Source organism: Providencia sp. PROV024 (genome assembly GCF_032709665.1).
GTDB classification, from domain to species: domain Bacteria; phylum Pseudomonadota; class Gammaproteobacteria; order Enterobacterales; family Enterobacteriaceae; genus Providencia; species Providencia huashanensis.
The window spans coordinates 2203795-2227353 of sequence record NZ_CP120545.1 but is presented as its reverse complement, the minus strand read 5'-3'; the positions used below and the strand labels follow the sequence as shown (position 1 = coordinate 2227353).

General features: G+C 35.1%; 14 protein-coding genes. 9 read left to right on the top strand and 5 right to left on the bottom strand.

Annotated features, from left to right (window positions below; translation table 11 throughout):
- Positions 1-217: 217 nt before the first annotated feature.
- Entirely contained in the window at positions 218-7918 is a 7701-nt protein-coding gene (locus P3L56_RS10240; RefSeq protein WP_272685995.1) for a C80 family cysteine peptidase, read from the bottom strand.
- Positions 7919-8226: 308 nt separating this feature from the next.
- Here P3L56_RS10240 and P3L56_RS10235 point away from each other — a divergent pair, with 308 nt between their 5' ends.
- Together P3L56_RS10235 and P3L56_RS10230 are read left to right on the top strand one after the other, a co-directional pair.
- A complete protein-coding gene (locus P3L56_RS10235) occupies positions 8227-9384 on the top strand; it encodes an iron-containing alcohol dehydrogenase (protein WP_071548089.1) in 1158 nt (385 codons plus the stop codon).
- A 595-nt stretch (positions 9385-9979) separates the two neighbouring features.
- Positions 9980-11170 (top strand): MFS transporter, encoded by a 1191-nt coding sequence (locus P3L56_RS10230; RefSeq protein WP_105881025.1) that lies wholly within the window; start codon positions 9980-9982, stop codon positions 11168-11170.
- A 24-nt stretch (positions 11171-11194) separates the two neighbouring features.
- Here P3L56_RS10230 and P3L56_RS10225 read toward each other — a convergent pair whose 3' ends face one another.
- Positions 11195-12361 (bottom strand): MFS transporter, encoded by a 1167-nt coding sequence (locus P3L56_RS10225; protein WP_129465911.1) that lies wholly within the window; start codon positions 12359-12361, stop codon positions 11195-11197.
- 523 nt (positions 12362-12884) lie between these two features.
- Here P3L56_RS10225 and P3L56_RS10220 point away from each other — a divergent pair.
- Positions 12885-14117, top strand: a complete 1233-nt coding sequence (locus P3L56_RS10220) for an MFS transporter (protein WP_129465910.1) — start codon at positions 12885-12887, stop codon at positions 14115-14117.
- 212 nt (positions 14118-14329) lie between these two features.
- Here the strand turns inward: P3L56_RS10220 and ada are convergent, their stop codons facing one another.
- Positions 14330-15388 (bottom strand): bifunctional DNA-binding transcriptional regulator/O6-methylguanine-DNA methyltransferase Ada, encoded by a 1059-nt coding sequence (gene ada, locus P3L56_RS10215; protein WP_048607206.1) that lies wholly within the window; start codon positions 15386-15388, stop codon positions 14330-14332.
- Positions 15389-15491: 103 nt separating this feature from the next.
- Entirely contained in the window at positions 15492-16670 is a 1179-nt protein-coding gene (locus P3L56_RS10210; protein ID WP_272685996.1) for an MFS transporter, read from the bottom strand.
- Positions 16671-16785: 115 nt separating this feature from the next.
- Here P3L56_RS10210 and P3L56_RS10205 point away from each other — a divergent pair, with 115 nt between their 5' ends.
- On the top strand, positions 16786-17682 hold the full coding sequence (locus P3L56_RS10205) for a LysR family transcriptional regulator (protein WP_071548845.1): 897 nt from the start codon (positions 16786-16788) through the stop codon (positions 17680-17682).
- A 5-nt stretch (positions 17683-17687) separates the two neighbouring features.
- Here P3L56_RS10205 and P3L56_RS10200 read toward each other — a convergent pair whose 3' ends face one another.
- Positions 17688-18542, bottom strand: a complete 855-nt coding sequence (locus P3L56_RS10200) for a helix-turn-helix domain-containing protein (protein WP_210814279.1) — start codon at positions 18540-18542, stop codon at positions 17688-17690.
- Positions 18543-18689: 147 nt separating this feature from the next.
- Here P3L56_RS10200 and P3L56_RS10195 point away from each other — a divergent pair, with 147 nt between their 5' ends.
- From P3L56_RS10195 to P3L56_RS10175, 5 genes are all read left to right on the top strand, one after another.
- Positions 18690-19232, top strand: a complete 543-nt coding sequence (locus P3L56_RS10195; RefSeq protein ID WP_210831896.1) for a GNAT family N-acetyltransferase — start codon at positions 18690-18692, stop codon at positions 19230-19232.
- 177 nt (positions 19233-19409) lie between these two features.
- A complete protein-coding gene (locus P3L56_RS10190) occupies positions 19410-20837 on the top strand; it encodes a Na+/H+ antiporter NhaC family protein (protein WP_048607201.1) in 1428 nt (475 codons plus the stop codon).
- A 16-nt stretch (positions 20838-20853) separates the two neighbouring features.
- Positions 20854-21843, top strand: a complete 990-nt coding sequence (locus P3L56_RS10185) for a D-cysteine desulfhydrase (protein ID WP_210831926.1) — start codon at positions 20854-20856, stop codon at positions 21841-21843.
- A gap of 141 nt (positions 21844-21984) precedes the next feature.
- Positions 21985-22506, top strand: coding sequence for a GNAT family N-acetyltransferase (locus tag P3L56_RS10180; RefSeq protein ID WP_042843786.1), 522 nt, complete (start codon positions 21985-21987; stop codon positions 22504-22506).
- A 21-nt stretch (positions 22507-22527) separates the two neighbouring features.
- Positions 22528-23394: an SDR family oxidoreductase gene (locus P3L56_RS10175; RefSeq protein WP_166684929.1), complete on the top strand. Its 867-nt coding sequence runs from the start codon at positions 22528-22530 to the stop codon at positions 23392-23394.
- Positions 23395-23559 lie beyond the last annotated feature (165 nt).

The window sequence follows — 23559 nt, the reverse complement described above, 5'->3', positions numbered from 1 at the left end:
ATACGAATGTAAAAATCAACATTCACCTACTCAACGCTCACATTTTACCATTAATCTAAGGTTTATTTTAGTACAACACATTGTAGATAAAGATGATTTAGGCTAACTAATATGTCAAAAAACATAAAGATTTAACTATTTCAATCACCTAGTAGGGCGGGAACTCATTTATAGTTAAAAACTTTATGTTTTTTTAGCAATAATAACTTATACAGTACTAGTTTATTGGTGCTGCTAACAATGCATTTCTCATATAACTTTCAACGTGCGTGACTGGGTCCCAGCCAGCTTGTATTAGCGCAATACTTTTACGACCAAAACTACTGATTTCATCTTGTATACGCATCCCTGCAATTGTATTAGCTAAATACTCCAACTTTTGTTGTGTACTAAGTTCATCTTGACCACCTAGACTTTTATAAAGGCGAATTTCCGGTGCTTTAGTATTGGGGTATTGAAGTATTGTTACCCTCCTTCCCAATTTTGACTGATAAATAAACTGAGTTGCATTACTTAGATGATTAGGCTCTTCTCGGGTAGGTTTTTTGTCAAAACCAATCAGATGAATCGCATTATCACCACCGCGACTATGTATTGTATTCCAACCTTCTATTTCACCATTAATGAGAAAGCTATTTTTCCCTTTTAACTCTGTTAGCAAACCATTTGCCCCGTTGATAATGTAAACATCATCTCCATCCCCTGCCGATAAGTCATTTTTACCTTTACTTGCATAAATAGCATTATTTCCAGGCGTTTTATCCGGTACGGAAACGACACCCTCTTCCGCTTCGGCATAAAACACCCGCCCATACCCGCTTCGGTCCCAAATATTTTGTTTTGCACCTTTAGTTTTTACAACAAGCTGACTAAATGTGGAGTTTTCAGAAATACGAATATCCATTGACTTGAGATCAATAGTTGGTAAAGGTTTCCACCCGTTAAGCATGCCTTTAAATTCATCCATAGGCTGCCATGTAGTGTTTAAATTTAAGTCGTTTTTATATTTTCTCTGTTCTGCTAAATAACGGATTAAAGAAACCATATCTTTTTTAGCATAATTTGGCAGGTGTGTAGGTAAGCTGTCATAGTGATGAGCGTGGTTTATATTCATATCACTATCTGGTAATACCTTTATTTTCACAGACCGAAGATTTGATTTGGACTTATAAAGATGAAAAATAACGTCATCTTCACTGATAACTTCGTATTCTGATTGGAAATTAAATAAATGAATATGGTTTTCGCCACTAGCATCATGTATTGTAGTTTGGCCGGCTTCTAAATCCCCATTTATAAGGTAATGGTCATTACCGTCTTTACCATCTAAAATATCATTACCTAAATCTGAAAGGAATAAATCATTTTGATCTCCACCATAAATATGGTCATCACCCTCCCCACCATATAGAACATTTGCCCCACTAGTCACGACTACTATGTCGTTACCTTTTCCTGCATTGACGATACATCCAGTGATATTATCATTTTTAATGAAATCATTACCATCGGATGCATCGATAATAGGAAAAGGAAATTGATATCCCATTGGGATATCAATATAATCGTCTTGTTCAGTCGGTAAGTTTATTACTTTTGCAGAGACAATTTCTTGTTCTTTTTTACTAAAGTCCACATGGAAATAGTTATTATTTCCATCTTGAATACGAATACTACCGTGTTTTTCTAATGAATAATTAATAAGTTTAATTTCTAACTTAACATCATTAAATCGGTTATATAATAGGATAGATTGGCCTATAACCTTTAACCTAAACCCATTCTCATAAGGTAGCGAAATATATGTAGCACCAATGTTATCACTTACTTTATTTATATTCGAATAGTCAAAAACCAACTGACCTTGAAAATATTGTTCTGGGCTTACCTGATAAAAATCTTGGCCTTCAGTAACAATAATCAGGCTATTTCTATTCACCATCAATAGTTGGTTATCACCAGAGGTCCCTTGATAAGTCAAATTTCGAATAGAACCATGAAGTTTAAAACTTCCCCATTTACGAGGGGTATATATACGGTCGCCAATACTTAACGTATTTGTTTCATCATTTATATTTACAGTTTCATTACTGTATTTATATATGGCATCTTGTTCTTGTTGGTAGGTGATGTCAAAAATATCTTCTTTAAGGATAAGGGGTTTCTGTGCATCTAAGTCTTTTAATTTACTATTTAATAAAAAACCATCTTTGGTATGTAATTGGTATTGATGATTTATTCTTCTAGTATCTTCATACTTAGAATATACATTTTTAAGTTCAACTTTGACGCTTACTATTTTATCTTTAAAATTTGATGATTTACTACAGATGACTATTATTATATCATTACCACTAACATATACCTCTTCAATTTCACTTAACAAATAACCTAAGGTTACTCGACTTCTACTTTTTGTTGTTTCCGTAATCGTTGCTGTTAAATTAAATATTTTTTTGGCTTCATTTTCAGGGATACTTCCCCAATCAAAACGTCGTAAAAAGTAGCTATCATTACCTTCTCCACCATTTATTACGCCGTGTTCAAATACCAAATGGTCATCCCCCCCCATAGCATTAATAAAAGCACAAGCTGAAGCTGCATCTAATGTATTACTTTCATCATTGCCCACTAGAGTCGCTTTTGAATCTCGGCTTCCTACTAAAAAAACATTACTAATATTACGTAAAACAAGATCTTTCTGTTTTTTATTGTAAAAGGTAATTTTTGATTTAAGTGAGTTAAGGTCTATATAGATATAACTCCCAATTCGTATGTCATTAATAATTAAAGTATTATTCCCACCATTTCCATCAAAATATAAATCATTGATTTCATTACTTGATGAATCAAATAATAGTGATAAATTTGCCACATCATCATGATTTCCACCAGCTAAAAACTTAGTACCGGAACTAATAGTAAAAGAATTTCTTGCATTTTTTTTACCAATAGTAATATCAGTCCCATTACCCGAATTAAAATTAATATTTTTTTGCTTAGCTTCTTCCTCATATTGTAATCCAATATTTTGCATGCCTTCATAAATAATATCAGGAACTTCACCTAGTATTTTTTTTGCAATTTGAACTGGATCAGCAATAATTTGTTCACCTAAAATTTCAATTGGTACGTGACTGTCAAAGTCTGGATGATAAATATTACCATGATGATTCCTTGCCCTAAAGAACCTTAATTCAGAGGCGGCTAATGTGCTTAATTGAGTAACGACTGGTTGCTTTTTTTTATTCTTGTATTTTTCATTTAATTTAAATCGATACAGAAACTCTTTTAATAAATCACTATCATATTCTGTATTGAGTATAAGAATGTCATCAGCTTTTTTCTCACCAATGTCCTTATAAGAGACACCTGCCTTCTTCTTAATAAGACTAAACTTACAGCAAAAATGAATTTTACGTGTTCCTTTTCTGATTTTTACCCATATATTACAGTGTGAATCATAATCATAATTATTACAAATATAATTAATTTGCTCTATCGTATAATGAGGGCCAGTATCATCACGTGCAATGTTTTTAAGAATATGGTTGTCATCACCCCCTTCAAATACAGTGCTATTGATGATTCTAAATTTTGGCCGATAATAAATATAATATTTTTTATGTTCTGTAAGTATCGGCTCACCTACAAATTGCAGATGTTCTTCAAACCCTTGGTAAAGATTGTTCGATTTAAAATTATCTAGATCCTGTTGCCAATTTACATTTTTAAAATGTGCTAGATGCTGCTTATAGCTAATTCGATTTAATATATCGTCAGAAGGAGAAAAACCAAATGCCGCGCGTATCCCTTCTCTAGCTTTTTCATCCCAATCTAAAGAGCTTCCTAATTCCTCTTCGATTCTCTCTACGGCTCGTATACCTGTATAAACCATTCCACCTATTAATAATGCACCACCAACAATTAAACCAACAACAGGTATTGTTGATGACCCTATGATGATACCAATGATGGTCAGGCTACCAACAACTATATTTGCAATAGACAACGAGCCGTTAACAAGTAAATCTTGCCGCTCTTTTGCATCCGTTATTTTGTCTAACTGCTCAAAAGCTTCATAAGCCTGATAAATGTCTAATCCGATCCCAATTAAGTTAAATATGATTGTGACTCGAGCGGCTAATTTAGCCCCTGAATTAAATGACCCAGCCTGTTTATATGATAATCTCAATAAAATAGGCTGCAAAATCATGTCACCATAATTAAAACAGGCGGATGCACAAGCCATGGTCAGTTTTTTGGTAATTAAAGAACGTTCATCTTCCGTAAGGTCTGGGTTATCTAAACCATCAATCAACTGATAAATCCCATTAAGTGTAATAAAAACACCGACTCCCCCCGTAACTTGACCGGCACCATTAGCAATACGGGCATAAGCGGGTAATTTTATTCCTTCATTATGTAATGACTTAACCCCTTTAGATACAGTACGCTTATCTCCAAAATCTAATTTTTGAATAATTTTTAATTGCTTTAAAGCAATTTGTTGACTTTGCATCATGTCATTTGAGTGTATTTTTTGCTCAATATTACTATCTTTGATTAATTGTTGTGTCACCTCAAGAGGTTTAATGTCTGCCTCTAGTTCTGTCGATAAGGTTAATTTTTCTACTAATACATCAGCATTAAATTTAATTTTCTGCACCCATCCTTTATCCTCCACGTGTTTTGCGTGAATAGGTACATTGTCTATCATCGCCCCTAGTGAGCGTAATTCTTTTATCGATGTTGTAACTTCTCCCAGTTGAAGGGCCACATTTCTATTGATCTCTAAGTTCTTTTTATATACCGTGTTTTCCAGTTTCTCTTCACTTTGTTTTACTAACGTACGGTAACCCTCTCCGCTCGCATCAATATATAATGCTGTTGCTCTTAGCCCTTCATCTGAATCAGTTAAAAAACCCAACTGTTTGCCTCTAGTTATCACCCTACCATCAAGTTGTTGAAGCTCTTGTTGCATATAGTGTTGAGTTATTTTCAATAATCTAGCTCGAGCAACGGCAAGGTTAGGGTCAGATATTACTAATTCAATGCCTGATTCATCCATCAAGTGAAAAGTATAACTCTCCACTTTATATTCACACTTAATCATAATTTTAGATAAAGGACTTTTAATACAAACTAAATAATCGTTATTTATTTGATTAAAAATAGTCTCAAAAGATTGATTACTTGATGTTGAAGCTATTTTCTCTATTCCCTCATTTTTTAACTGGTAGATATCATTATAACTTTTTAAAATTTCCATTTCATGGCTAGATGCATTACCTAGCCTATGCTTATATTTAATTTCTTCATAAATATTATAACAATCTTCTGCCATTTTTTCATTTTTGAAATAAACATTATATAATGATGTGGATGTTTTTTTACCTTCATAATGAAATTCATTAAATTTCACATAATCATGATAAAACAATCCCCTACTCATCTCCTTTACATAATTTACTGTAAGTTTTCGTTCATACTCCAACTTACACATTAACCCATATGCTTTTTTCAACGAGCCATTATTAAATGCTTCATTATCTTCTTGGTAAAGATATATTAAATCTCGAAGTCTTCTTTTGACTACTCCTAGTCTATCATTAGATTTTAACGTAAATAATAATTCTTTGTGATCATATTTATTCCCTCGTGGAAATAGTGATTTCAATCTGTTTTTTGAAGACTCACCCAAATATGCATTAATTTCAGGGTTAGATTTTAGCGCTTCTAATAATATCATTGATTCTTGTGCTTGTTGTAGCAAAGAATATTTTTCATTATCCTGAAATAGAATATTCCACTCTTTTAAACCTTTAACATTACTCTCACTTTTAAAATAGCTCATCACTCTTTTATTAATTATCGGGTCCATTCTAATTATTGATATTTTTTCATGATTTAGATTTCCATCATCATGGGTTAAATAACCTATTATATACTTATCTTTTTCTATATCTATCTGGCTTGGAACTATTTTTTTATTAATTAGTTTTAATATTAAACCTTCTAATCTTTCGTTATCATTTAACTCCTTCTCATTTAATGTCCATCTAGTATTTACTGTTAATTTATTTGGCTCATATAGCCCCGCATTAATTAATGTATTTTTTAACTTTTCAGAAGCAACTTTAACCCCTTCGGAGGTTAAATCATTTGGATTATCCGTTAAAACTAAGGATACCGAATTATTAAAATCCGAATTATAATCTTTTCTTAATTTTTCCATTACATCAGTTAGGGGTAATAATGATTCATTTATCTCTAATGCGCTAGTAATAAACACCCATTTTTTTTGCTTTAGCCCCGTAAGCTTGTTAATATCACCATATTCAATACAACCATCAGCCACACCTTTACCTACTTGCATAATAAGGGTATTTTTAGGATTGTTAGAAGCTATTTTCTCTGCCTGTAGCCTACCACTCTCACTACCATTTACCCGTAATATAATGGTCGCCAGGCCATCATCAACAACTTTATTTACTCGATTATTAATATTTTCATCATTTACCATACGCCATAATGGGGGTTCTTCAATACCAGCACTGGCAAGTAGGTGACAGATCCTATCGTAAAAATCTTCATCAATAATGCGCTCATACCCCTTGAGCTCTGATTCTAAAATAGCGTTTGCTTTATGATTAAATGCTAATGTCTTTATTAGATCACTGTTAACCACTCCATTTTTTTTATAAAAAGCCAGTAGATTAGTATTTTTACCTTCCAAAATTTGCGAAATTTTTAATTCCCCACGTCGAACTTCATTTATAAAAAATAATGGTGCAGGAAACCCATTTATATATGTTTTTTTCGATGAAGGATGTGTTTTATATTCATATTTAAAATTCTTAGTTGAAAATTCCTCACCCTTAATTTTAATTGATTTTACCCCTATATGGTTCACACTCTCTCCAATGGACCTATTATAAGCCACTATTGGAATATTGATGCCTTTTCTATTTAAAGCCAAATGAGTATTTAATGCAAAATTTTCATTAATGCCACCTCGAGCCAATTTACAACCATATAGAACAATTTTATTTGGCTGTAAGTTTTTTAATGTGTTATTTTTTAAAAAAGAGACTCCACTGGCGAACTCTTCAGGTAGCGCACCTTCAAATGTTACTTTACTACCTATATTATTTGTGTTCTTTACATGTAAACCATGCCCTACAAACGTCCAACGAATATTCTTGTTTTCACCTACTTCAATCGCTGATTTTAAAATACGTGCTTGCTTGCTCTCCAAATCAAATTGGACTAATGTAGTATTTTCCGAATGTTTGACGTATAGCCCAGAAATAACATCTGCTGTAATTTCATCACTACCTAATTGAATAACAATATGATGATCATAATTAGAGCTTAGATTTTTATGAGTTAACCCTACAATAGATTTTTCAGGGTTATATTTATAGTCTAAGTACTCAGTCTCTGATAAGTTTACATTTGAATTAGTTCTATGCCTTTCATATTCATCTTTTTTTACCTCATTTAATTCAAAGACACATCTAAGGAATAATTTTTTCATTTCATCTTCATTTTTAGTATATATTTCCTCCATAACTTTAGGATCTTTAAACATATAAACAAACTTATCTTTGCTTATATAAAAATATTCTTTATATTGCATTAACTCAGCTGAATTAGCTTCAATAAGGTTAATGACTCTCCCTTGATTTTCAATCCTTGTTTGTAAACAAATAATTTGTTCTTTTTTTTGGATTTCATATTTAATAGTTTTAGATTTAATATCATAATTTTCAAAGCTGAGTAAAAACCGCCCTTGTGAATCCAACTTCATTACAGGTTTTACTGAATATTTATCTGTGTTTTTACCTTCAATCATGTCATTGACGTAACAAATGAATTTTTCTTTTATCATAAAATTTAAATTATTTGGCATATTGTATCCCTTTTATTTGGTTTCATCATTATTGATAAAGTTGGCATTTAAAATACCAAATGAAGATAAAAATCAAAATTCGCTGAGGTTAAATAAGACTAACTTTTTATTTTTTACTTCTACTTATCATCAGCATGTAAAAATAATTATATTGAAGAGCGGTTTCGCTTATATCATACAAGTCGAAATTATATGCTGGTTATATATCACTACCATAGCTATATAATTTGTATCTAATACATTTAGGCGCTAAACTTGATTAGTTAACAAAAACCAAGTCCACCCACTTTTAAGGCTAAGGTTTATCTATGAATAACTTTGAATTTTATAACCCAACACGCATCGTTTTTGGTAAAGATAAAATCGCTGAACTTGACAGGCTCATTCCACAAAATGCAAAAGTTCTCATCCTGTTTGGTGGCGAAAGCGCCCGAAGGACAGGTACATTGAATGAAGTTGAGCAAGCATTAGGCACGCGTCAATTTGATCTGTTTGGTGGAATTGAAGCTAACCCTCGTTATGAAACGTTAATTAAGGCCGTTGATAAAATAGAGAAAGAAGGCTTTGATTTTTTACTTGCCGTTGGTGGTGGGTCTGTCATTGACGGTGTTAAATTTGTGGCAGCAGCGGTTAACTACCCTGGTGATAAGTGGGAAGTTGTTACCAACAGAGGCTCTACAATCAAAACAGCTTTACCTTTTGGTACCGTTTTGACATTACCAGCAACAGGTTCAGAAATGAACAAAGGCTCCGTCATTACAAGGGAAGAATTACACTCAAAGTTAGCATTTATGAGCGATTATGTTTTTCCTCAGTTCTCGATTCTTGACCCTGTAAAAACATTTACCTTACCTCCTCGACAAGTCAGTAATGGTGTTGTTGATGCCTTTGTACATATTGTTGAGCAATATTTAACCTACCCTGTTAATGCTAAAGTACAAGACTCATTTGCTGAAGGTTTACTAAAAACGTTAATAGACATTGGTCCTAAAGCACTTGAAACACCTCATGACTATGATATTCGCGCTAATTTAATGTGGGTTGCAACATTAGCATTAAATGGGTTGATTGGGGTTGGCGTACCGCAAGATTGGTCTACCCACATGTTAGGCCATGAAATTACAGTGTTATATGGTTTAGACCATGCACAAACATTAGCTATCGTACTTCCTTCAATGCTGCTCGAAAAACTACCACAAAAACAGGAAAAATTAGCCCAGTACGCAGAAAATGTGTGGGGGGTTACCGCTGGTTCTCAATCAGAGAAAGCCATCAAAGCTATTGAGCTGACAAGAGCGTTTTTTGAAAAAATGCAAGTAGGCACACGCTTTAGTGATTACCAGCTTACCCAAGATGTCATTGAACCATTAGTCAATAGTCTAAAAGCACATGATATGGTCAAGCTGGGTGAACACCAAGATATTACTTTGGACGTTAGCCGCCGAGTGTATACCGCAGCCTTATAACGGCTATGTAAAGGTTGTACCTTCAACCTTTTTAATGAAGCCCGTTAATGTTTTCTTGACCACATTTGCATTGATAGGTGATTATTTCTAATAAACAAAATAATCACCTACTTAATTGTAATTTCAAGTATGTCCAAACCAGTATTACATGATTTTCTTTGCGCTAACCACCTAACCTTGTAGATTGACTCAATCTAGGTTTATCGGTTATTTGGAGGGGAGATTTTTAATCAGTGAACCACTGTAATACCACCCCCCATCAAACTCGCTAAAGCCATTATTAATCATAATTAGGTTAATCATTTACCTTGATTGAACGCCCATTTGTTTGCATCCATACCTATAAAACTACATCGGCCATAATTAGCCTAAGTTACTCATATTTATCTATCTAGCATATAACGTTTAATTAGATATAAGGGCGCTTTAATTACCAGATTTTTAATTGTGAATGGTAGATTAGCATTAGCAAAATATTGTTTTCGATTCAGAGCATTATTCCCCATTTCTCACTGCTCTAAATTTATGTATTTTATAGCTTACAGACCCTTTTATACAAAATTTTAACAACAATTATGAGTTAGGTTGTGAGCCAATGCTTTCTAAATTTAATATATCAAACAGCGCATTACTTGCATCGTCACTACTCTTAACGATAGGACGTGGCGCAACATTGCCCTTCATGGCAATTTACCTAACTCGAGAATACCAAATGGCAATTGATATTGTCGGTATAGCCATGTCACTGGCAATGGTTATAGGTGTTTTATTCAGTATGGGCTTTGGTATGCTTGCTGACCGGGTTGATAAGAAACGCTGCATGTTATTTGCTGTGTTAGCTTTTATTTTGGGGTTTATCGCTATCCCCACAGTAAATAATGCTATTTTAGTTATCGCGTTCTTTTCTCTTATTAACTGCTCATATTCTGTGTTTTCTACGGTCTTAAAAGCCTATTTTGCGGATACACTCACAGTCTCTTTAAAGGCAAAGATATTTTCCTTAAATTATACCTTTATCAATATCGGTTGGACTATTGGCCCCCCCATTGGTACTTGGTTATTAATGTACAGTATTAACTTACCATTCTATTTAGCCGCTATATCAGCTGCTCTACCAATATTTTTTATACAACGTTTTGTACAAAGCATAAAACCAACGCCATTAGAAAACGGAAACATACGTAAATGGAACCCACTGAGTATGCTAAGTGATCAAGTCTTAGCATGGTTTATTTTATCCACATTTTTGGGTTCATTGGTTTTTGGTACTTTTACCACTTGGATTTCGCAATATGCAATTACTGTGGCAAGCAGTGATTTTGCTCAGGTTGTTATTGGGGTAATTTTACCTGTGAATGCAGTCGTGGTCGTTACATTACAATACACCGTAGGGAAGCGTATCACCCCGGATAACCTAAAAAAATTAATGACCTTAGGCAGCTTATTCTTTATTTTAGGCTTAGCAACTTTTATGAATGCACATGAAAATTTATACCTCTGGGCGGCAGGCGCCTTTATTTTTACATTAGGTGAATTAATTTATGCCCCAGGAGAATATATGTTAATTGACAGTATTGCACCGGAAGGCATGAAAGCGAGTTATTTTTCAGCCCAATCCCTTGGACTATTGGGCGGTGCATTTAACCCTATGTTAACTGGTGTTGTTCTTACTGAGCTTCAGCCACATTTCATTTTTATTATTCTCATGTTTATTACCTTTCTGGCATGGTTATCCATGTTAAACGGGATGCGATTACGCAAAAAACAATTATTACGCACCGTATAGTGCGTTACCGTTAGTGCTCCATCATTAACGGTAACGCCTATTTTTCCTGACCCGTAAATTTAGCGTAGCCATAACGAGAAAAATTGCACTACTAATTATTAAGATGACTGAAAGTACTAAAGTTGAGAGATTATTTTCAGTCACCAGCAGTGAAAATGCAGGTATTGTAATTAATAAAGCTAAATTATTTATGCTTTCTGAAACAGATAATACTAATCCTTTATTTTTAGTACTCTCTTTAGCCAATAACGAGGTACTGACCGGTGAAGCCACCCCTAATGCTACCCCTATAAATAACAAGCAGATACAATCACCAACTAAGGGTAATTTTCCTGTAATAAATAACACTAAAGCAACCAATATTCCTAATAAAATTAGGATTAGTTTAGCCGCATCCTGTAGTTTATATTTTGCTATTTTCGCAACCAAAGCATTACCAATGAACAAGCCAATACCAAATAACCCCATAATGATACCAATCTCAGCTGTTTCTAATGCAGTTCTTTGTCTTATAATTTCCCCTGACAATAAAAAGATACTAACTGAAACCCCGTTCCATAATCCCTTTGCTATGATCAAACGTAAAATATTTGCTTGTATTAAGCAGCTCAATGAGTGGGGATAGGTATGGTTTTTTTTAGAACTCGGCAAGATAAACCATGATATAGAAAATGCGAATAAGCCACATAAACTCGTTAATATAAAAGGCGAATACCACGAAAAATATTGAACTAAAATACCCGCTAACATTGGCCCAGTCACAATGCCAACGGTCATTCCCATCATGACACTCCCCATCGCGGCTGCTTGGTTTTCTCTTTTTATTACATCGGCTATAAGGGAAAAAATAACGGGAACTAATGCCGCTGATGCCACTCCCCCTATAACGCGGAAAATTACAGCAACCGAAAAATTAGGCGAAAAAATAATCGCCAAACTATCTAGTGATAATAACAATATTGCAGTGAGTAAAATTTTTCGCTTATCTATTCGGTCAGAAAGGTAACCAATTAGAGGTGCTGTGAGTGTATATGCCAATGCATAGGACGATATCAGCCAAGGAATTTGTTCAGACGAAACTTCAAATGCCAGTGCTAGTGGCGACATTATTGAGGACAACATAAATTCTGTAGTCCCAACTAGATATACAATAACAGCAGATAAAAATAATACATTACGATTAGAGGTCATAGTATCCCCTTACGAGTGAAGTAATTAATATGATTTGAGTTTTAGATTTAATAAATTGAGTCTAAATTTAATGAATCGAAGAAATTAGATTTTGGGCTATAAGATGTCAAAATGAACGCAACTCGGCTAAAGTCACATAGTTTGAGGTGAGTGAAATGGGGTATTCTAGGTTAGTAATTAGGTAGGTTTCATCTAATTTAACACTAATTACGAGGCTAATGCAACTTTTAGTTTAACCTTATTGTTAACTATTTCTTATATTTAATTACCTAAACAACCCTCTTCTTAAATACAAATTATTAACATTTCGGTGAGTATGTAATAATGCTTATAAAAGTAACAATGTAATATTTAATTTATAATAAGCCGCTTTTACATCAAAAAAAAGCCCAAAATTATATTTTATAATATGCAAGAAATAACCAATAGATGCTTGTATACATGATTATTAAATGAATTTGTGTAAGTGATTAATTTAACAATTACATGAAAGTATATTTAGACTAGGCAAGGATGTATAAATATGAATATAACAACTCGATTAAAGATAGTTTCATTTTTACAATTTTTTATATGGGGATCTTGGTTAGTTACATTTGCGTCCTATCTTTTCAACACCCTACACTTTAAAGGTGGTGAAATTGGGTTAATATTCAGTGCATTAGGGATATCCGCTCTATGCTCACCAGTTATCATAGGGTTTATTGCAGATAAAATTAATAACCGTAAACTAGTTTATATCGCTTCTCATTTTATTTCTGCTTTATTCTTACTCGCGATGGCTCATAGTCATTCAATAACCCTACTGTTCATTATGACATTAATCCACCTAATGTTTTATATGCCAACAATTTCAATCTGTAACAGTATTGTTTTTGAAATGTTAGAGGAGCAAAAGCTTAGCTCTGATATCTATTTCCCTAAAATACGAGTCTATGGCACAGTTGGCTTTATTGTCGCTATGTGGACTATTAGTCTATTAAAACTTGAAATGAGTTTTTATCAATTATATATCAGTGCTGCTGCATCTATTGTTTTAAGTATTTTTTCTGTTTTCTTTATATCGATTAAAAGAGTTAATACATCAAAAAATAAAAAAATTAGCTGCCAAAATATTATTCAGCTATTTAAAAAAGGTAGAGTCGCTGTATTTCTATTTTTTGCTATGCTACTCGGTTCTGTATTGCAAATAACCAATACCTTTGGTGTTCCTTTTTTGCAAGATATGGCTCTAGCTCCTGAGGCTAAGGGTTCTGTTTTCTCTGCGTATCCAACCATATTCTTATCAATATCACAGTTTTCTGAAATTATTTTTATTCTCCTTTTACCTATTTTGCTGAAAAAAATTAAAATTGAAACGATCCTATTGCTCAGTATGATTGCATGGATTTTACGCTTAGGATTATTTGCTTATGGTGACTTCACCTCCATAGGCACCATCGCCCTCTTCTTATCAATGGTTGTGTATGGCTGTGCATTTGATTTCTTCAATATTGCGGGAGCCCTATTTTTAGAAAAAGAAATCGCCCCTGAATTTCGTTCCACAGCACAGGGCGTTTTCACTACTTTAGTTAATGGGTTCGGTACTTTTTTAGGCGCAGTGCTTTGTGGTTGGGCAATTGAACTCAATACAGTTGAAGGTATTGTAGATTGGAAAACTTTTTGGCTAATATTTACCGGGTACACAGCAAGTTTTACGGCTTTATACCTTATCTATATGTTGTTCACTAAACATAATAAGGCTGAATCTATGTAATTGTTCATAATCACAAGCTCCCAAAGATAAACCTAAATCAACTTTACTCATGACTGCTAATGGGCTGTAGAACGATAAGCTAAGCGATTAGTACTTTAATTTTAAAGTACTGATTAATTTTTTGGGGGTCGTCTTTTACACCATCGACTCACATTAAGCTTTAGTTAACTCATCATAAAAGATGACCAATACTAAATGACTTATTATTTAAATCATTTACGTTGAGATTCTTTTAACAATAGTGCTTGTTTACGATCTATTCCCCAGCGGTAACCGGAAAGGTCACCATTATTTCTGACCACGCGGTGGCAAGGTATCGCTACAGCTAATATATTTGCAGCACAAGCACTCGCAACTGCCCTAACCGCTTTAGGTTGGCCTATTTTTTCTGCTATCTCACTATAACTTACTGTTTTACCAGCGGGTATATCACGTAATGCATGCCATACCCGTTGCTGAAATGCAGTACCTCTAATATCTAATGGTAGGTCAAAACCAATTTCGGGTGCTTCAATAAACCCCAAAACTTTCGCAATCACTTTTTCAAACTTATCATCACCTCCGATAAGATCAGCTTTAGGGAACTTATCTTGTAAGTCTCTCAATAGCTGCTCAGGGTCGTCTCCCAGTAAGATAGCACAGACACCTATTGGGCTTTGAGCAACCAATACAGTTCCTAATGAACAAGCAGCGAGAGCAAAATAAATTTTGCTGCCACCCCCTCCTGATTTCCAAGCGCTTGGGGTCATTCCTAGCCGCTGTATTGCCGTTTCATAAAAGCGGCTGTTTGATTGGTATCCTGCATCATAGATAGCATCAGTAATTCGTTCTTGTTGCTGAAGTTGACCTTGTAATTTTTCGTGTCGCAGACCGTTTGCATAAGCTTTTGGCGTTAAACCTGTGTGCGCCTTAAATAAGCGATGAAAATGGTAACGGCTAATTCCAACGTATTCTGCAAGTTCAGTCAGTGTCAACGGCCGGTTTTGCTGTTCAATGTAACGGCAGGCCTTTTCTATTTTTTCCTTATAAAATTGGTTTAATTGTGCCGTTTCTGTACGTTGACGTTTACCGGGACGATAACCTTGCTTAATGGCTTGTTGCTCATTATCGAAAAACTCAACATTATCTCTATTCGGTAAACGCCCCGCAGCAGAAGGATGGTTATAAATTAATGATGTTTTCACACCATAAACAAAATGACCATCTGCATTTTTATTACGTTCGACTACGGCTTGCCAACGTTGCTCTGGAGATTTCCACATATTAACCATCGCTATGACCCCTATTCCACTTTAGAATTATTGCGTTAATTATCAACATTGGGCTAGCACAGAAACTCCGAACCTTGCTTTTTAATTATTCAATCGCTACTGGCTAACTACACGCCACTTCCGTTACGAGTTTTGTATTAGCATTTCTGTGAGAAATAACCAGAATAACACTGATGCCTAAAACAGCAATTAACGCCCCAATAAAGCTAATCATTGAATAGCTATAACCATGAGATAATATAACTCCCCCAATAGCGGCTCCAATCGCATTACCTAAATTAAAAGCCCCAATGTTAACAGAAGAAGCTAAAGCTTGTGCCCCCGTCGCAGCATTCATAACAAGCATTTGGATTGGTGGTACAATACCAAAACTAAAAATACTCCAAAATAATAAACCAGCACCAGCCCCGATTGAATTTACCGCGATAAATGGAAATATAGCCATACTGGACGCTAACATAATAAAAAATACAATTAAGGTACCAAACAATGATTTATCAGCAAACAGCCCTCCAATATAATTACCAATGGTAAAGCCAATACCAATAATTACTAACATTATGGTGATCATTTGATCTGAAGCTTGGATAAATTCCATTAACATTGGGGTTATATAGGTATAAAGTGTAAACATCGCACTGGCACCTAATACTGTTGAAAGCATCCCTAGCAATACCTGAGGTCGTCGCAGAATAGCTAATTCGCTTTTCACATTCACTTTTTTACCCGTCAAATGGCTAGGTAATGCCAAAACCAAGCTAATAATCGTCAATATACCTAAAGCAGAAATCAAATAAAATGCCTGACGCCAGCCTATCATTTGAGTTAATTTAGTCATTAATGGTACACCACCAATATTCGCTATTGTTAGCCCCATAAACATCGCTGCTATTGCACTGGCTTGTTTACCCGTTGGTACTACACTAGCGGCCACCATTGCGCCTAACCCAAAAAATGCGCCATGATTTAAGCTGGTAATAAAACGAGAAAGTGACAGTGTCACTAAATCAGGTGACATGGCAGATAATAGATTCCCTATAGTGAATATTGACATTAAAAATATTAAAGCCATTTTCGGTCGTCTATTTGCTAAAAGTAATGTCATGATTGGCGCACCAATCATCACCCCTAATGCATATATCACTACAATAGAACCTACTGATGGTATGTCTACCTGAATATTTTGCGCGATATAAGGTAACATTCCCATCGGTGAAAACTCTGTTGCTCCAATAGCAAACGCACCTATCGCCAAAGCCAATAATGCTGTGTTTATTCTCATTCAAAACCCTTATTAAAATACATTATGAGTGCTGATTAATAACCCGAATTCTTTCATATTGAAACACAATGAAAAAGGCGTTAAGGTGAAAATGACTTTTGCCGGAAATGCAATAATGAAAATAACATTTGAAGAACTGCAAACCTTTATTAGTGTTGTCGATTGTGGCTCAATTACCGCTGCTGCTGAGCAGTTAAACGTCACTGTCTCAACTGCAAGTCGTCTATTACTTAGGCTTGAAGAAAAAGTGGACACCACCTTAATATATCGCACAACACGCTCAATAAAACTCAGTGATGAAGGTGCTGCATTTTTGCGAAAAGCGCGAGAAATTGTTAACCTCACTCAAGAAGCGGAAGAAATGCTATCTGCCCGCCAATCTATTCCCTCTGGCGTATTACGCATTGATGCATCAACCCCGTTTCTCACTCATGTTATTGCACCATTAGTCCCTTTGTTTTATCAGCATTACCCACAAGTTGAACTTGAAATCCATAATTATGAAGGGATAACAAATTTATTAGAAAAACGGATTGATGTTGCCTTCCGTATTGGTACGCTTAAAGACTCTTCCCTTAACGCCACCTTACTTGGGTATAGCCAAAAACGGTTAGTCGCAAGCCCATCTTATTTAAAGCAATATGGCGTACCACAAAATATTGATGAACTAAATAAACACTGCATATTAGGCTTTACACAGCCTGATACCTTGAATGTATGGCCGATAAAAACCAACGATGAAAAATTGTTGAAAGTTACGCCTAATATTGCAGCTGCAAGTGGCGAGGTCCTATTTCACCTCGCTGTTCAAGGGGCCGGTATTTTATGTTCAGCAGATTTTGTTACGGCGGATGCGCTTGAAAGTGGGCAATTATTACAAATTTTGGAAAGTAAAACTGTGGTGACTCGGCAACCCATTAATGCCGTGTATTATCGCAACCAAACCGTTTCCCCTCGATTACGCTGTTTTATTGAGTTTATAAAAAAATATTCAACTAAAATTGAATCCTGAATCCTCTATTCAGCAACCTTGTCTTTTTTATGTAATGCGTTTTTAAACCTTGTTAACGTCATACCCGTATGGCGTTTAAAATAACGGCATAAATAGGACGTATCCTCGAAGTTTAATTCACTCGCTATTTGCTTAATAGATAATTCACCAACCTCTAATAATGCTTTGATTTCTAGAGTAACTTGTCTATCAATCAATGCTTTAGGTGGGTCATTAAAAAAGGCTTGGCTGATTTTCGATAAATAAAAAGGGGTAATTGCTAATTCATTCGCATAAAACTTCACCTCTTTATGTTGTTTGCAATGAGTCGTAATTAAATCCCAAAAGCGCCAACACAACTGTTCTTGTCGGCTTCTTTCCATCGGTTTATTTAGTTTATTTTGAGCCCCATTGCTAATCTCTAAAAATAGATTTTGTAGGTGATTTTTTAATTGCAATTGCCAATATTCGCCACGGCTTGATACGATTTCAAATAAAATATTCCGCCAGCTTTCAAGTACTGTTTTTTTCCCAGCTGGGATAGTAATAATCGGATATTCATTAAAAAATGAAAACAATTGGTTTGGCAATGAATAAGCGATTTCAGTTGCAAATTTTTTCTCAATCAATAGATACTCAATCTGAAAATTGCGTGATTTAGCCTTTAACATCGCAAAAGTATCATCATATAACACCATGATATCACTTTTGCCAACAGTGTAATGTTTGAAGTTAATATTAAATACCGCTGCCCCTTGCCTGCATATACATACAGTGACATAAGATGGCCTTATTGGGGTCAATTGCATTTCATCCATATTCGTATTACCCAAACAAATCACATCCAATAATTCAATTTGATGTTTTTTTATACGAAGCATCTTTTCCTCTTTCACCTTCGATTTGTTTAAATCATAGCAAATGAGTTGTCATTTGTACCCAAATTGGAGATGTATTGCCCTTTTTTTTTTTTCATAAATACCTAAAATAGCCTCCAATATCAAATAGGCATGATAAGGAGCTTTAGGATGATACTTAATACCAACAGGTTAGTTTTGCGCCCTTGGCAAGAAACAGATGCAAGTGATTTATATTTTTATGCAAAAGATAAACGAATTGGCCCAATAGCTGGTTGGCCCCCTCATCAAAATGAAGAAGAAAGTCGAATAATTATAAAAAATATTTTTATGCGTGAAGAGATCTATGCTGTTACGCTAAAAAATGACAATCGAGCTATCGGTTTAATTGGCCTATCCTTTAACCACGAAAGTAATTTCCCGATTGGTGATAATGATGCAGAAGTGAGTTATTGGATTGGTGTACCATTTTGGGGAAAAGGTTTGATCCCAGAAGCAATGTCTGAAATCATGCACCATGCCTTTGTTGACTTGAAATTAGATAATTTATGGTGCGGGTATTTTCAAGGCAATCAACAATCTAAAATAGCCCAAGAGAAATGTGGGTTCAAATATCATTCAACCCTCGCCCCACAGTATATTGAGCTCATTGCAGAAACTAAAACAGAAGATATTAGCCGAATTACAGCCCAAGAATGGCTATCATTACAATAATTGTTTATTACTCACCAAGCAGCCATAAATTCAATATGGCTGCTTTTCATTGGTTACTGTTCCCCACGTTTTTCAAACTGCATAAAATTATTCTACCCTGTTGTTATTAATGCTATGATTTTTCGATAATTATAAAGTTATAACATTTTTATTTTATAAAGGATCACAGGTAAACACATGCAGGACTATGGTATTTGGACAATTATAACTCCCATTGTGACCATTATTCTGGCTATATTAACTCGCCAGGTAATGCTTTCATTAATGTTGGGGATTTTAGTCGGTTTTACAGTTATTCATGACCACAATCTACTTTTAGGTGTTCAAGGCACTGTCGATGGGATTATTCATACTTTTTCATCCGCAGGTAATACTCGCACCATTGTCTTTATGGTAATGATAGGCGGTATCATGCGCTTGGTAGTTGTCACTGGTGGTGTTCGTGCCCTAGTTCAATTACTCACCAATAAAACTAAATTAATTAAAAACCGTACAGCCACACAACTGTTAGCGATAATCATCACATCTCTTATCTTTATAGAAAGTTCAATAAACCAACTCGTCGCCGGAGCATCGACTAAAAATTTAGCAAGGCAGTATGGTGTTGCTCCCGAAAAAATGTCCTACATCATTCAAACAGCCTGTGTTTCGGTGTGTTCATCAGCCATAATTAATGGCTGGGGTGCAGTCATTATGGGGTTAATCGGTGTGCAAATATCTCAAGGCCTAATTAGTGGCGAACCTTTTGATATTTTAATTACCTCTATTGGTTATAACTTGATGGCATGGTTATCCATTATCACAATCTTGTTCTATGTATTTACTAATATTTCATGGGGCCCCATGAAAAAAGCAGAAGATAAATATCAACAAGATTTTGCCTCAGGGAATATCTCTCAGCACCAAGGGCAAAATGACGAAGATGAAATTATTGATCACCCAAACGCACATTCTTCATTAAACTTTTTTATCCCCATTTTATCTACTGTGCTTATGGTACCTATTGCGCTTTATATCACAGGAGATGGAGACTTTAGTAAAGGAAGTGGTTCAACATCTGTATATTGGGGAGTTATGTTTGGAACAGCAGTGTCTTTCTGCTGGTTTATTGGCCGTCGCTTACTAACTATTGATGATTTCTTTAAAGAGCTCTTTATCGGCTATGCCAATATGCTGAAAATTAGTTCTATTATGATCTTAGCGTTCTTAATGGGGAATGTTTCCGCTGAATTAAATACTGGCGCCTATATTGCCGAAGTCACTCATGGCGTTATGGCGCCAGGTTTCTCTATTGGTTTTATCTTTATTATCAGTGCCATCATGTCGTTAGCGACAGGAACATCTTGGGGAACATTTGCCATTATGATCCCCATTGGGGTTCAATTAGGTTTATCCGTAGGAATGCCTGTTGAGTATATGATTGGCGCTGCAATTTCAGGCTCTATTTTTGGTGATATGACATCACCAATTTCTGCCGATGCAATTGTTGCTTCGATGGCAACAGACTGTGAACATATTGAGCATATCCGCACTCAAATGCCATATGCATTAGTCACTGCCAGCATTGTGCTCGCCATTTACCTTTACCTTGGTTTCTCTTATTAATTTATTGGGAGTTTAAATGTCTCTTCAACAACAATTAAGCCAATATGCAAAAATAGATTTACTCAACGCACCAACTCCGCTTAACCGGCTTAACAATTTATCGCGTAAATTTTATCGTGAAATTTATATTAAGCGAGATGATATGACCCCCTTAGCGATGGGAGGTAATAAATTACGTAAGCTTGAATATTTGATGGCAGATGCCCTTGCAAAAAAGGCTAAAGTCATCGTAACTGCAGGGGCGATACAATCGAATCATGTTAGGCAAACCGCGGCTGTTGCTGCAATGTACGGTCTTGAGTGTGTCGCATTATTAGAGAACCCAATTCAAAGTGATAACCCTAATTTTCTGCATAATGGGAATAAATTACTAACTGATTTATTTGGCGCCCGTTGTGTCATGTGTGATGAATTAACTGACCCACAGTCACAGATGGAAACGTTAATTGAAACATTAGCGCTTAAAGACACCTATATTGTTCCGGTAGGCGGTTCAAATGCATTAGGTGCATTAGGGTATATTCAATGTGCTATTGAAATCGCGCAACAAAAGCCAAAACATATTGAATTCGATAAAATTATCGTCGCTTCCGGTAGTGCGGGAACCCACGCTGGCCTCGCTATCGGGATACAAGAATTATTATCTCAAAGCCAGGTTATCGGTGTCACCGTTTCAAGAAAGCAACAAGACCAATCCCCTAAAGTAGAGAAGCTACAAAATGAGCTAGCGCAAATGTTTGCGCTTACTCAAACACCAGAAATCCAATTATGGGATGATTTTTTTGCGCCTATGTATGGAATGCCAAATTGCCAAGGGTTAGAGGCAATTAGACTGTTAGCTCAACAAGAAGGTATTTTGTTAGACCCCGTTTATACGGGTAAAGCAATGGCTGGGTTAATTCATTACTTAGAAACGTCAACCGAAAATACCCCCGTATTATTTATACATACTGGCGGTGCTCAAGCCTTATTTGCTTATTCAGATATTAGCCAAAAAATTAAATAACCTACTTTGTGCAAAAGGGCTTATCTGCCCTTTTATCTTGCTTGCATAATCCTTTATATCCAAAAATGCTCTTCCCCCTCACCTCTGTAGCTATCTCACTGCATATTGCTATAAACTGATGATATACAGGAGATAATATTTATGACTCAAGTTTCTATTACACTGAGAAAAGCCACTGAACAAGATGCATCAATACTTAGTGATATAGGTATCAACAGCTATTGCCACCATTTTGCTGCTTTATGGAATAATCAAGATGAGCTATTAGATTATTTAGACCAAGAATATAGCCCAGTTAAAATTATTAATGATATCAACCAACAAAATATTGAATGGTACCTAATAGAACATAGTTCTCCAATCGGGTTAGTTAAGTTAACTCACCAATCTTCCATACCTGAATCCTCAATAACAGGAACACTACTCAACAAACTCTATTTCTCACCCGACGTCACAGGTAAAGGTTATGGAATGATCGTTTTCAGATTAATTGAAAATATTGCCAAACAATCTGGCAGCACAGCATTATGGTTAGATGTTTTGGCTAGCAACGCGAGAGCCATCAAACTTTATCAGTCAAATGGATTACACATCCTGAAGGAAGTGTTATTCAAAAGTAAAACTCAGCAAACACTTGAATATATTATGAGTAAAACACTTTAATTTATTTAATCAGGAATATTTATGAAAAATACTATCCTCATCACCGGTGCTACGGGTCAAGTCGGTAGTTATTTGACCCAGTCATTACATGAAAAAGGATACCAAGATGTCGTTTTAGCTATTAGGGTTCCAAACAAAATAACTAACACCAGCTATCGTACCGTTGTCATGGATTACGATAAGCCTGAAACCATTGAAAATGCTTTGCAGGGTATTGATTCTGTTTTCATGATGACTGGCTATACCATTGATATGCTTGTACAAAGTAAAATTTTTATTGATATGGCAAAAAAATCAGGGGTTAAATATATCGTTCATTTAGGTGCTTGTGGCGATGATAATGCGCAAGTTGCTCATTGGGCTTGGCATCAGTTAATCGAGCGTTATATTGAATGGTCTGGAATGCAATATACTCATCTTCGCCCTGAATCTTATATGCAAAATCTATTAGGATACCAAGGGGATAATAACTTACAAAAAGGGATATTACGTTCTTATTTTGGCCATGCTGTATTAAGTTGGGTTGATTGCGCAGATGTTGCCGAATTAGCTGCACATTGTTTACTTGCTCCTGAAAAACATACTGGTCATATTTATCGTCTTGGTTACGAAAATAAAAATTACACTCAGATTGCTGAACTCATTACAGAACAATTAGGTATAACTTTTCAGTATCAAGCAGAAAACCCAGATGAATTTTGGCAACATGCCCTAAATAACAATCTAGAGCTTGCCTATATGAAAAGTATCTATGACCATTATGTAGATTTTACAAATGGTAAGTTAGATCGCACAGGTATTGTTTTTGATAATTTTCAAACCATCACTGGTAAGCCCCCAACCTCATTAAAGCAGTTTATTTTAAAACACCAAAGATACTTTATATGAGCCTCACCCAGCTCACTATGTAATAGTGGGCTAACATTTATTAGTGAACATTTTACCTATAACGATGCCCTTCCTCCAGCTAACAGAGGCAGCAAAAATCACAAAAATTTCTTTTGCAAGTGGCCTATGGTATTCGCTACAACCAAAAGAGGCTTTTGATTAAAA

Bases quoted from the DNA above. Each gene is read 5' to 3' on its own strand.
- P3L56_RS10240 (WP_272685995.1), bottom strand. From the start codon at position 7,918: ATGCCAAATAATTTAAATTTTATGATAAAAGAAAAATTCATTTGTTAC.
- P3L56_RS10235 (WP_071548089.1), top strand. From the start codon at position 8,227: ATGAATAACTTTGAATTTTATAACCCAACACGCATCGTTTTTGGTAAA.
- P3L56_RS10230 (WP_105881025.1), top strand. From the start codon at position 9,980: ATGCTTTCTAAATTTAATATATCAAACAGCGCATTACTTGCATCGTCA.
- P3L56_RS10225 (WP_129465911.1), bottom strand. From the start codon at position 12,361: ATGACCTCTAATCGTAATGTATTATTTTTATCTGCTGTTATTGTATAT.
- P3L56_RS10220 (WP_129465910.1), top strand. From the start codon at position 12,885: ATGAATATAACAACTCGATTAAAGATAGTTTCATTTTTACAATTTTTT.
- ada (WP_048607206.1), bottom strand. From the start codon at position 15,388: ATGGTTAATATGTGGAAATCTCCAGAGCAACGTTGGCAAGCCGTAGTC.
- P3L56_RS10210 (WP_272685996.1), bottom strand. From the start codon at position 16,670: ATGAGAATAAACACAGCATTATTGGCTTTGGCGATAGGTGCGTTTGCT.
- P3L56_RS10205 (WP_071548845.1), top strand. From the start codon at position 16,786: ATGAAAATAACATTTGAAGAACTGCAAACCTTTATTAGTGTTGTCGAT.
- P3L56_RS10200 (WP_210814279.1), bottom strand. From the start codon at position 18,542: ATGCTTCGTATAAAAAAACATCAAATTGAATTATTGGATGTGATTTGT.
- P3L56_RS10195 (WP_210831896.1), top strand. From the start codon at position 18,690: ATGATACTTAATACCAACAGGTTAGTTTTGCGCCCTTGGCAAGAAACA.
- P3L56_RS10190 (WP_048607201.1), top strand. From the start codon at position 19,410: ATGCAGGACTATGGTATTTGGACAATTATAACTCCCATTGTGACCATT.
- P3L56_RS10185 (WP_210831926.1), top strand. From the start codon at position 20,854: ATGTCTCTTCAACAACAATTAAGCCAATATGCAAAAATAGATTTACTC.
- P3L56_RS10180 (WP_042843786.1), top strand. From the start codon at position 21,985: ATGACTCAAGTTTCTATTACACTGAGAAAAGCCACTGAACAAGATGCA.
- P3L56_RS10175 (WP_166684929.1), top strand. From the start codon at position 22,528: ATGAAAAATACTATCCTCATCACCGGTGCTACGGGTCAAGTCGGTAGT.